The 11,821-nt window shown below is 67.2% G+C and carries 7 protein-coding genes and 3 pseudogenes; 8 read left to right on the plus strand and 2 right to left on the minus strand.

Going from position 1 to position 11,821, the window contains the following annotated elements; genetic code table 11:
* Window positions 1-304 (minus strand): annotated as a pseudogene (locus J2852_RS30255) (hypothetical protein); the annotation flags it as partial.
* Between the two features lie 69 nt (window positions 305-373).
* A pseudogene (locus J2852_RS30260) lies at window positions 374-586 on the minus strand (IS66 family transposase); the annotation flags it as partial.
* A 571-nt stretch (window positions 587-1,157) separates the two neighbouring features.
* On the opposite strand from J2852_RS30260, the gene J2852_RS30265 reads away from it, so the two are divergent.
* From J2852_RS30265 to J2852_RS30295, 8 genes and pseudogenes are all read left to right on the plus strand, one after another.
* Window positions 1,158-2,627 (plus strand): alpha/beta hydrolase, encoded by a 1,470-nt coding sequence (locus tag J2852_RS30265; protein ID WP_209882863.1) that lies wholly within the window; start codon window positions 1,158-1,160, stop codon window positions 2,625-2,627.
* Window positions 2,628-2,631: 4 nt separating this feature from the next.
* Complete coding sequence (locus tag J2852_RS30270; RefSeq protein ID WP_209882865.1) at window positions 2,632-3,906, plus strand: patatin-like phospholipase family protein; 1,275 nt, start codon at window positions 2,632-2,634, stop codon at window positions 3,904-3,906.
* A gap of 96 nt (window positions 3,907-4,002) precedes the next feature.
* Window positions 4,003-4,728, plus strand: a pseudogene (locus J2852_RS31860) (SLC13 family permease); the annotation flags it as partial.
* 40 nt (window positions 4,729-4,768) lie between these two features.
* The gene (locus J2852_RS31865; protein ID WP_246500103.1) at window positions 4,769-5,437 is read left to right on the plus strand and encodes a hypothetical protein; all 669 of its coding nucleotides are present in this window, start codon (window positions 4,769-4,771) and stop codon (window positions 5,435-5,437) included.
* Window positions 5,438-5,473: 36 nt separating this feature from the next.
* Window positions 5,474-6,601, plus strand: a complete 1,128-nt coding sequence (locus J2852_RS30280) for an efflux RND transporter periplasmic adaptor subunit (RefSeq protein WP_209882867.1) — start codon at window positions 5,474-5,476, stop codon at window positions 6,599-6,601.
* Entirely contained in the window at window positions 6,598-9,669 is a 3,072-nt protein-coding gene (locus J2852_RS30285) for an efflux RND transporter permease subunit (RefSeq protein WP_209882869.1), read from the plus strand. The genes J2852_RS30280 and J2852_RS30285 overlap by 4 nt, the downstream gene beginning before the upstream one ends.
* Before the next feature lie 20 nt (window positions 9,670-9,689).
* Window positions 9,690-10,259 (plus strand): hypothetical protein, encoded by a 570-nt coding sequence (locus J2852_RS30290; RefSeq protein WP_209882870.1) that lies wholly within the window; start codon window positions 9,690-9,692, stop codon window positions 10,257-10,259.
* Window positions 10,260-10,535: 276 nt separating this feature from the next.
* Window positions 10,536-11,816 carry an efflux RND transporter periplasmic adaptor subunit gene (locus J2852_RS30295; protein ID WP_209882872.1) on the plus strand — a complete coding sequence of 427 codons (1,281 nt, stop codon included), beginning with the start codon at window positions 10,536-10,538 and terminating at the stop codon, window positions 11,814-11,816.
* Window positions 11,817-11,821: the final 5 nt, after the last annotated feature.

Consider the following 11,821-nt stretch of genomic DNA (forward strand, 5'->3'; position numbering starts at 1 on the left):
GCGTCCGGGATAACGGCCTCTTTGCGTCGTGCCATGCAGGGGCTCCTTTCGCTTCAGGATAACCCCACCGAGCACGAAATTCCGGATACTCCCGGTCTCGCCGATGAGTTGCTTGAAGGGCCAGCCCGACCTCCAGTGCCTTGACGATGCGGGCATCGCTCCACGCCGCACCGCCCGCGGCTTCGTCCGCCTTCACCAGGATCTGCGCGTGCTTGAGCTTACGCACGTCGGCTTTGCCGCGGGCCAGCAACTGGCGAAGCTGCTCGCGCTCCTCCGCCGTCAGCATCACACGATGCTTCCTCATGGCCGCCCTCCCATCGGTGCTTTCGCTTCCAACAGGACGACGGCCTTCACATCACCGTTGAGGCAGTACTAGCGCCTCCGCGGCCAAGGGCGAGACGGTTTCGGCGTGCTCGTCGAAGAACTTCCGACGCACGTGAGCCATACAGGCCACTTCGGCGACAGCAGCAGGCCGGGCGCCCCCGGCATCGTACGGGGCGTCGGACCCGGCATAGCCGTCGGTATGCAGGTGCTCGCGGAAGCCGGCCAGTTAGCGTTGGGGATGCTCCCCTTGCCTGACCGGCATCTTCCTGGGCGCGACCGTTGGCGCCCGGCTTGTGGGTAATTGAAAGACTCACCGGATAGGTACAGAGAACGGCCTCTGTTGTCGTCCAATTTCGGTTGGTTTGCGGATCGACACCGAGTGCATAGAAGGCGCGCCGGAAAGAACAAGCCATTCGTTCAGATATCAGAAGCGCTTTTCGGGAGCCCGCTTAGCATTTCCAGAGAATCGCTCTGACAAATCACATAACTGAATTAGGTTGTGCGGGCAGGGCAATAAATGCTGATGCGGAGTAATCAGCATGGAAGCTTTTCTTTACGATGGGCCAATGCATACCATGCCTGAGTCAAGCCGCACTGCAGCATAGTTTGCGCGCTAATTTCCTCTAAGCCTGCGCGAAATGGCTGGGGTTGTTGATCCGCGCGCCCGTGTCCCATGGCGGCGGCCATGACTGTGATCGTGCCTCGGTTCGCCTTTGTTCACTCCAGCCGAAGCCTCTTCAGTCCTACCGCCACGCTTAGCAGGATGAAACGAAAGCATTCACGTTGGAAAGCATGACTTTATGCGAAAATGGGCACGGAAATTTGCCTGGCGGGTGATTGCGCTGCTCGCTCTGAGTGCCGCGGTTCTGTTGGTTGTCCGCGCCTATGATTCGCAGCGTGGACCGCAGCTTGAGGCCTGGCACACCTTCGTGCCCAAGGAACTCCACAGGAAGGACTTGGACCGCAGCGGGTGGACCGAATACCTGATGTCTGAGGCCGCCATCTTCGACAGTGTGCGCGCCGAGGTGACGCAGAAGCTGCCCCCAGGGGAGCGCGTTCCTGTCAACCGGTATTTCGATGGAAGCCCGATCTATCCGGGCCGGTTCCCTCAGGACTGGAACCGTTCGTACCTGCTGGAGCCTGACGGTACCGTCAGAGGAGCGGTCCTCTTCCTTCATGGACTGACCGATTCCCCCTACAGCCTCCGCCACATCGCCCGCCTTTATCGGGCGCTCGGCTACGTCGCGATCGCCATCAGGCTGCCTGGTCACGGCACGGTTCCCGCGGGCTTGACCGACATCGCTTGGGAGGACTGGTTGGCGGCAACCCGGCTGGCGGCGCGGGAAGCGCAGCGGCGCATCGGTCCGACGCAGCCGTTCCACATCGTCGGGTTTTCCAACGGCGGCGCGCTCGCCATGATGTATGCGCTCGATGCCCTCGACGACACAGGCCTGAGAAGGCCCGACCGCATCACGCTGATCTCGCCGATGATCGGGATCACCGCCTTCGCGCGTTTCGCCGGTTTGGCCGGCCTGCCCGCGATGTTTCCGCCGTTCGCGAAGGCCGCGTGGCTCAGCGTCGTGCCGGAATTCAATCCCTTCAAATACAATTCCTTTCCGGTCAACGGCGCGCGGCAGTCACACCTTCTGACCTCCGCCCTCCAAAGCAAGGTGGCGAGCCGCGCCGCCGACGGCCGACTGGCCGAGTTGCCGCCGATCCTGACGTTCCAGTCGGTGATGGACTTCACCGTCAGCACGCGCGCGATCCTGTCCGGCCTGTACGCCCATCTGCCCGCCAACGGCAGCGAACTGGTGCTCTTCGACGTGAACCGCAACACCAAGTTCGGCCCGCTCCTGAGTTCGGCGTCGGACACCATGCTGGCGCGCGTCCTGCCCGATCCGCCCCGGCGATTCCGGACCACGATCATCACCAACGCCGATGCGGACCGCCCAGAGGTCGTCGAGCGCGTCACGGAAGCCGGCGCGGATACGGAGCAGGTGAACGAGTTGGGGCTGGTCTATCCGTTCGACGTCTATTCGCTGTCGCACGTCGCCCTTCCGTTTCCGACAAACGATTCCCTCTACGGCCTGCAGCCCGATCCGACGGAGGACTTCGGCATCCACCTGGGCGCGGTGGCCGCCCGCGGCGAGCGCGGGGCGCTGATCGTCAGCATGGACTCCCTGCTCCGCATGTCGTCCAACCCCTTCTTCCCCTACCTGATTCGCCGCATCGAGGAACCGCTGACCCAAGCGTCATCCCGTCAGGCGCTTCGCCACGACCAGGCCGACACAGGAAGGCGGTGACGACATGGCCAGCAGAAACACGACCGCCAGAAAGGTCGCGATCGCCTGCCAGGGCGGAGGAACGCATGCGGCGTTCACCTGGGGCGTGCTGAGGACCATTCTGGCGACGAAAAAGCGGTGGGACGCCAACCCGCAGGGCGGCGACACCTTCGACATCATTGCGATGAGCGGCACGTCGGCCGGCGCGCTGTGCGCGCTCGCGACCTGGTACGGCCTGGTCCCGAACACCGCCGATCCGGCCTGCGGCACCATCGACAAGGCCATCGAGCGCCTGGATTTCCTCTGGACGACCTTCGCCGCTGCCAATCCGGTGGAGGCCGCCCACAACCAGATGATCGGCGCCCTTCTGGACTGGAAGTCGCAGGGCTTGCCGCTGCCGGAACCCAATCCGTACGCGGCTTGCGGAAAGCTCGGGCTGACCGGCCTCGCCATGATGGGGGCGCGTCCCCAGTATCTCGGGTTTCCGGACCTGCTGAAGGATCTGTGCCCGAACTTCGATGCGATCGACTGGGCGCGGCTGGCCAAGGCCGACATCCGGATTCTCGCCGGCGCCATCGAGGTCCTCAGCGGCAACTTCGAAGTGTTCGATTCCGAAAAGACGCTCGAACAGATGGGCCTGCGTCCCGACGGTCGGGCGATCAACCAGTACGACATCACCCGCTGGCGCATGCGCCGGGCGATCTCGCTGGACGGCGTCGCGGCATCGGGAACGCTTCCGGAGGTCCTGCCGGCGCAGGTCATCCCCAACATGGTGTTTCCGACCTGCGTGCCGGGCCGGACCGTCACCCGCAGCGGGTATTATTGGGACGGGCTGTATTCGCGCAATCCGCCGGTGCGCGACCTTCTCGATGGGCAAACGAAGGACGAAAAGCCGGACGAAATCTGGATCGTGCGCATCAACCCGCAGGAGTTCCAGCCAGCCTCCCCGAACATCGGTCTAGAGGACATCCGGGACCGGGAGAACGACTTGGCCGGCAACCTGTCGCTGAACCAGGAACTGGACGGCATCATGACGATCAACCACTGGATCGAACGATACGGGGACAGCCATCCGCCACTGAACAACCGCAAGATCGTCGCGGTCCGCACCATCAAGATGACCCGCGATACCGCCTGGGGCCTCAAGCACACGTCGAAGTTCAACCGTAGCCCGGATTATTTCGCGACGCTCCGCGAGGAGGGACGGACGGTGACGGAGCGCTGGCTGACCGACTGGCGACGGCTCGGCGCGGACTTCCCCCGCTACCCCTACGACGCGCGCTACCCCGAGCCGGCCTGAACCGAGCGGTCATCGCATGGAGCCCCCAATGGAGCCCCGGTTGGAGCGAACATCATGATCGATCTTGCCGCCGTCCTCGTCGCGCTCGGTTTGCTCATGGCGCTGGCCTATCGGGGCGTGACCCTGCTGATCGCCGCCCCCGCCACCGCACTGCTCGCGGCGTTGCTCACCGGCGGCCTGCCGATCCTCGGCGCCTACACCCAGATCTTCATGACCAACACCGGCTCCTTTATCGCCTCCTTCTTTCCTCTGTTCATGCTCGGGGCGATTTTCGGGAAGTTGATGGACGACACCGGGTCGGCGCGATCCCTCGCCCGGCTGGTCAGCGCCCGGCTGGGGCCGGAACGCGCCGTCGTCTCGGTGGTGCTGTGCTGCGCCGTCCTGACCTACGGCGGCGTTTCGGCCTTCGTCGTGGCCTTCGCGATCTACCCGGTCGCCGCCGCCCTGTTTCGCGACGCCGGAATTCCAAAGCGGCTGATCCCAGGCGCGCTCGCGCTCGGCGCCTTCACCTTCACCATGTCGGCCCTGCCGGGGTCACCGGCGATCCAGAACGCGATCCCCATGCCGTTCCTCGGCACCACGGCGTTCGCCGCGCCGGGCCTGGGGATCGTGACCGGGCTGGTGATGCTCCTGCTGGGCGTCCTGTGGCTCAATGGCCGCGCCGCCCGCGCACGGGCCGTTGGCGAAGGCTACGGCGATCACGTCGACAGCGCGCCGGAGTTGGACCGGACGACGCGCGAACGCGCGCAGAGCGAGGGCTTCGACATCGTCGAGATTTCCCCCACGCCCGCCCAGGCAAGCGCCCCCAACGTCGAAGCCCTGCCCCCGGCGGTCCTGGCGGTGCTGCCGATCGTGGTGGTGATTGTCAGCAATTTTCCTGTTCATCCAGGTCATCGTCCCCCGGCTGGACACGGCTTTCCTCGCCGAACCACGGTTCGGGGCCACGACCATCGAGACCGTGCGCGGCGTGTGGGCGGTCATCGTGTCGCTGTTCGTCGCCATCCTCCTGCTGATCGCCGGCAACTGGCGCCGCTTGGAAGACCTGCGCACGAGCCTGGACCGGGGGGCCGATGCCTCGGTTCTGCCGATCTTCAACACCGCAAGCCTCGTCGGATTCGGCGCGGTGATTGCCGCACTTCCCGTCTTCGACGCCATCAGCCAAGCGGTCCTGGCCTTGGGCGGGGGCAATCCCCTGGTGTCGGCCGCGGTGTCGGTGACGGTGCTTTCCGCGATGACGGGATCGGCCTCGGGCGGCATGAGCATCGCGCTGGACGCGCTCGGCCCGACCTTCGTGGACATGGCGCACACGACCGGCGTCTCGCTCGACGTGATGCACCGGGTGACGGCGGTCGCCTCGGGCGCTCTCGACGCGCTGCCGCACAACGGCGCCGTCATCACGCTCCTCACCGTGTGCCGGCTGAGCCACCGGGACGCCTACGGCGACGTCTTCGTCGTCGCCGCCGCCATACCGATGATCGCGCTGGTGGTCCTGATCGTGCTGGCCGGCCTGCTCAGGAACTTCGGATTCTAAACGGGAACGCCGGCATGGCGGGAATGGGAGCCTCCCATGAACAGCAGCCTGAACCGCAGTCGAGCCGAACGCGTCGTCATCGGACGGGTGCTGCCCGTCTTCGCGTCGCTGGCCCTGCTCGCGGCGTGCAACTCCGGTGAAGAGACCGTCGCGGACCCGGTCCGCCCCGTGCGGGTGGCGGCGGCCGAAAGGCACGAGGCCGGCGAGACGCTGTCGCTTCCCGGCGAAATCCAGGCGCAGGACGAGGTCAGCCTCTCGTTCCGCGTGGACGGGCGGATGATCGAGCGGCTGGTGAACGTCGGCGATACGGTCGAGGCGGGCCAGGTGATCGCCCGTCTGGACCCGGAACCGGCCCGCAACGCCCTGCGCGCGGCGCGGGCGGACCTGACCGCAGCCATGGGGCAACAGACGCTGGCACGCAACGACTACGAGCGGCAGGAAACCCTCCTGCGCCAGGGCTGGACCACCCGCGCGCGCTACGACGCCGCGGCGCAGGCGCTGAAGGCCGCCCAGGCGCAGGTCGATGCGGCGCAGGCGCAGTTCGACATCGCGCAGGACCGGCTGGGCTACACGGAGCTTGTGGCGGACGGCGTCGGCACGGTTACCGCGCGGGGGGCCGAAACCGGTGAGGTGGTGGCGGCCGGCCGCATGGTCGTGCATCTGGCCCGCCAGGGCGGGCGCGATGCGGTGTTCGACGTGCCGGCCTCGGTGATCCGGAACGCGCCCACCAACCCCGTTGTCACGGTGGCCTTGGTGTCCGACCCCGCCGTGCGCGCCGCCGGCCGGGTGCGCGAGGTGGCGCCTCAGGCCGATCCGGTCACCCGCACCTTCAAGGTCCGCATCGGCCTTCAGGACCCGCCGGACGCGATGCGGCTCGGTTCGACCGTCAACGGGTCAATCCAGGTCGGCGGCGGCGGAGGCATCGAGATTCCGGCCACCGCCCTGACGCAGGCGAACCAGCAGCCGGCGGTCTGGATCGTCGATCGGGCGACGAACACCGTCGCGCTGCGCAACATCGACCTCGAACGCTACGACCTCGCCCGGGTCGTCGTCGCACGCGGCCTGGAAACCGACGAGATCGTGGTGACGGCGGGCGTGCAGGCGCTGCGGCCGGGCCAGAAGGTCCGCATCCTGGGGGACGGCCCCATCGGAGCAAGCCCATGAGCGGCTTCAATCTCTCCGCTTGGGCGATCCGCAACCGCTCCCTGGTCCTGTTCCTGATGATCGGGGTCATGGTGGCGGGCACCGTCTCGTTTCTGAATCTCGGCCGGGCGGAGGATCCGGTCTTCACCATCCGCACCATGGTGGTGCAGGCGCAATGGCCGGGCGCCACCCTGGACGAGACGCTCCAGCAGGTGACCGAGCGGATCGAACGGACCCTCCAGGAGGTGCCGAACCTCGACACGCTGCGCAGCTACACCGTCCCCGGCACCAGCGTGATCTTCGTCGATCTGGTGGGGAGTGCCCACGGCCGCACGGTGTCCGACACCTGGTACGAGGTGCGCAAGAGGGTGGGGGACATGCGCCACACCCTTCCGCGGGGGGTGCTCGGTCCCGGCTTCAACGACGATTTCGGCGACACGTTCGGCATCATCTACGGCTTCACCGCCGACGGCTTCACCCATCGCGAACTGCGCGACACGGTCGAGGACGTCCGGTCGCGCCTGCTGCTCGTCCCGGACGTCGCGAAGATCGAGCTGCTGGGCGAGCAGGACGAACGCATCCACGTCGATTTCTCGCTGGAAACGCTGGCCGGGCTGGGCGTGGAGCCCGGCGCGCTGGTGGCGGCGCTTCAGGCGCAGAACGCCGTACGGCCGGCCGGCGTGCTGCGCACCGGAAAGGAAGCGCTGTCCCTGCAGGTGTCGGGCGCCTTCGGCTCCGAGCAGGACATCCTCGACGTCAATTTCGTGGCCGGAGGCCGCATGCTGCGCCTGCGCGACGTGGCCGAGGTGCACCGCGACTTTGCCGACCCGCCGCAGCCCCTGTTCCGGGTAAACGGCAAACCGGCCATCGGGCTTGCCATCGCGATGCGGCCGGGCGGCGACATCCTCGCGCTGGGGCGGAACGTCATGGCGGAGATGGCGCGGGTCAAAGCCGACCTGCCGGTGGGGATCGAGGCGCATCCGGTGGCGGACCAGGCGCGCACGGTGGACGAGGCGATCTCGGACTTCGTCACCTCGCTGTGGCAGGCCATCGTCATCGTGCTGGTCGTCAGCTTCATCGCGCTCGGCCTGCGCGCCGGCGCCGTCGTGGCGATCACGATTCCGCTGACGCTGGCGATGGTCTTTTCCGTGATGGCCCTGGCCGGCATCGATCTCCAGCGCGTCTCGCTGGGCGCGCTGATCATCGCGCTCGCCCTGCTCGTGGACGATGCCCTGACCACCGTCGACGCGATGACGCGGCGGCTGGCCGCCGGCGACCGGATGGAGGTCGCCGCCGTGTACGCCTACAAGACCCTAGCCTTCGCCATGCTGTCCGGGACGCTGGTGACCATCGCCGGCTTCGTGCCCATCGGCTTCGCGCAGAGTTCGGCCGGCGAGTACACCTTCTCCATCTTCGCGGTCGTGGGCATCGCGCTGATCGCGTCATGGCTCGTCGCGACCGTCTTTGCGCCCGTCCTGGGCACGATGCTGCTGCAACCGCCCAAGCCGGGCCGGGGCGACCGGCCCGGCGCCGTGCTGAGGCTGTACCGCCGTGCCCTGGACGCGGCGATCCGGACCCGCGGACTGACGATCGCGACGACGCTCGGCCTGTTCGTCCTTGCGATCATGGGGCTGGGCCTCGTCCCGGGGCAGTTCTTCCCGCCCTCGGACCGGGTCGAGCTGCTGGTCGATCTGCGTCTGCCGCAGAACGCGTCGATCCACGCCACGCGCGACGCGGTCGAGCGGTTCGACGCGCTGCTCGCCGGGGAGCCCGGCGTGGAGCGCTGGAGCAGCTATGTCGGGCGCGGCGCGATCCGCTTCTACCTGCCGCTGAACGTGCAGCTCGCCAACCCCTTCATCGGCCAGTCGGTGGTCGTGACCACCGACGTCGCGGCGCGCGAGCGGCTGCAATCCCGGCTGGAGACCCTGCTGGCGGAGGAGTTCCCGAACGCGGTCGCCCGCGTCTACCCGCTGGAACTCGGGCCGCCGGTGGGATGGCCGCTCCAATACCGCGTCGTGGGGCCGGACCCGGGCGAGGTGCGTGAGATCGCGCTGAAGCTCGCGCAGGTCGTCGGGACGTCTCCCGAGGCGCAGCGGATCAACTTCGACTGGATGGAAACCGCGCGCAAGCTGCGGGTGCGGATCGACCAGGACGAGGCCCGGCGCCTGGGCCTGAGTTCGGCCGCTGTCGCCGCCATGCTGGACGCCGCCGTTTCCGGAACCGCGGTAACGCCGATCCGCGACAGGATCTATCTGATCGATGTCCTGGCCCGGGATGCCCGTGGGCAAGCGTTGTCCGTGGAAACGCTGCGCAGCCTGCCGGTGCCCCTGCCGCAGGGGCGGAGCGTGCCGCTGAACCAGCTGGCGTCCTTCGACTACGCCCAGGATCTGCCGCTGGTGTGGAGGCGCGGCCGCCTGCCGGCCCTGACGCTGCAGGCGGACGTGGCGCCCGGCGTTCTGCCGGAAACCGCCATCGCCGCCCTGGCGCCCCAGGTCACGGAGCTGTCCGCCTCCCTCCCGCAGAGATACCGCATCCAAGTCGGCGGCATCGCCGAGGAGAGCGCCAAAAGCCGCGCGTCGGTTTTCGCCGTCGTTCCGCTGATGATGCTGCTCGTCCTGACCGTGCTGATGGTCCAGCTCCGCAGTTTCCAGCGCCTGTTCATCGTGCTGAGCGTGGTGCCGCTCGGCCTGATCGGTGTCGTTCTGGCGTTGCTGGTCTCCGGCCAGCCACTCGGATTCGTCGCCATTCTGGGGGTGTTGGCGCTCGTCGGCATGATCGCGAAGAACGCGGTCATCCTGATCCAGCAGATCGAGGCGGAGCGCGGCGCCGGACGCGGCCTCGTCGACGCCGTGATCGAGGCGAGCGGTTCCCGGTTCCGCCCGATCATGCTGACCGCCGCCTCCACGGTGCTCGGCCTGATCCCCATAGCCTTCACGGTGTTCTGGGGAGCGATGGCCTTCGCGATCATGGGTGGCCTCCTCGTCGCGTCGTTGCTGACGCTCGTGTTCCTGCCGACGCTCTACGTGGCGTGGTTCGGCGGCCGGGAGATGGCGCGGGAACGGTCGCCGCTTCCGCCATCGACGGCATGACCAGCCCGGAGCGCACGGCCATGGACGCCGGGACAGCGATGCGAGCGGACAGCAGAGGCGGTGACATCGACGTCACGCTGCGCGACCTTTCGCAATTGTTTCGCAGCCTTGATCCGTCGCCCTTCCGCGAGGGCAACCTGACCGCGGACGCGGAGGCCTATTTCCTGAACAAAGTGAAGGAACAGCCGGACGACCATCCGGTGCGCATCGTCATTCATCTGCCGGCCAGGAACCTGACGCGACGCCCGTCTTTTGACATCGCGACCGCTCTAACCGGCCATTTTGCCGCCTGTGCCGCCGCCGAAACGAAACGGCTCCACGAGGCGATCCGGACGTGGCGACAGGCGGCGTTGATCGGCTTCGTGACGCTGTCCATCTGCCTCTTCCTGGCGTGGCAGATCACCCACAACTTTCCGGCTCGTCCCATGACCCGGATTTTGCAAGAGAGCTTCGTCATTTTGGGATGGGTCTCGGTCTGGAAACCCATCGAAACCTTTCTCTATGAGTTGCTTCCAATACGCCGACAGCAGCGCCGACACCTGTTTGTGCGCCTTTCGTCTGCCAAAGTCTTTATCTGCGATGATGCGTAGCGTTTATCGCTTTGCAGAGACGGTGTTGCACCGAGGCGGTGGAGCTTCCACCGACGTCGCCGGTGACTACGCAATGCGGAGGCACTGCGGTTTGCTTTATGAGCGAACTTTTGCGCGGTGGATGGGAGGGCACTGTACCGCGTAAATTGAATACCGCCTGACAACCATCGGTTCGGGTCCCTGCCGTCGGTTGATGCATGTCATGGCGTTTGCCGTCGACCAAGGCGATCCTTGTCGGAGGGACATGGCGGAAGAGGTCGGGCGGAGGAGGTCGCGATGACTGGACTCTTGCCACGAGAGCCGGCAACGGACGTCGATGCGCTGCTGGGGCTGGATGGCCCGTCTCAGCGTTCGCCGAGCGCGACGCGCACCGGGGTCAAATGGCTCCTGGTCCTCGTTCTGGCGGCACTGCTGGCTGCGGCCGCCTACACCCTGCTCCGCTCCTCCACTGCCGTCGTCCGCTACGTAACCGAGCCGGTGGTCCGCGGCAACCTGCATGTCATCGTCACCGCCACCGGCAGCGTGCAGCCGACCAGTCAAGTCGAGGTCTCCAGCGAGTTGTCCGGCACCGTGCGCCGGGTCTTCGTCGACTTCAACAGCATGGTCACCACCGGCCAGTTGCTGGCGGAACTGGACACCGACAAGTTCCAGGCAAGTGTCGACAGCGCCCGCGCCAAGCTGGCCGCCGCCAAAGCGAAGGTCGCCCAGGCTGAGGTCACCGTTGTCGAGACGGAACGGGATCTCGACCGCAAGCAGGCACTGGCCCGCACCCGGATTGGCACGCTCCAGAATCTGGACGTGGCGAGGGCGCTCCGCGACCGGGCGGTGGCGGCGCTGGAGAGCGCGCGGGCGGACGTCGGGATGGCCGAGGCCGAGCTGACGCTCAGCGAATCCAATCTTCAAAAGACGCGCATCGTCTCGCCCATCGACGGCATCGTCCTGAAGCGCAACGTTGATCCTGGCCAGACGGTCGCGGCCACCCTGCAAGCGCCGGTGCTGTTCACCATCGCCGAGGATCTGCGCCGGATGGAGGTGCAGGTCGATGTGGACGAGGCCGACGTCGGCAAGGTGCGGGAGGGGCAGTCGGCCCACTTTTCCGTCGATGCCCACCCCGACGGCCACTTCCCCGCCGTGATCCGCGAACTGCGCTACGCCTCGGAAACGGTGCAGGGCGTCGTCACCTACAAGGCCATCCTCACGGTGGACAACAGCGCGATGCTGCTGCGTCCGGGCATGACCGCGACGGCGGAGATCGGCGTCCAGGACGTATCGGGCGCGCTGCTCGTGCCCAACGCCGCCCTGCGCTTCACGCCCCCGGCGGAGCCGGCGGGAGGTGGCGACCTGCTGAGGCGGATGATGCCCGGCATGCCGCAGTTCCGCCCGCCCAGCCGGCACGAACCCGGCGGTCCATCGCGCGCCGTGTGGACGCTGCGCGACGGCGCGCCCGTCGAGATGCCGGTCGTCACCGGGGCGAGCGACGGCCGCAGCACCGAGATCCTTCGGGGCGACCTGGCGGAAGGCGGTGCGGTGATCGTGGACACGGCACCGAAGTCATGAGGAGC

The organism is Azospirillum soli (assembly GCF_017876165.1).
In the GTDB taxonomy this organism is placed as follows: Bacteria; Pseudomonadota; Alphaproteobacteria; order Azospirillales; family Azospirillaceae; genus Azospirillum; species Azospirillum soli.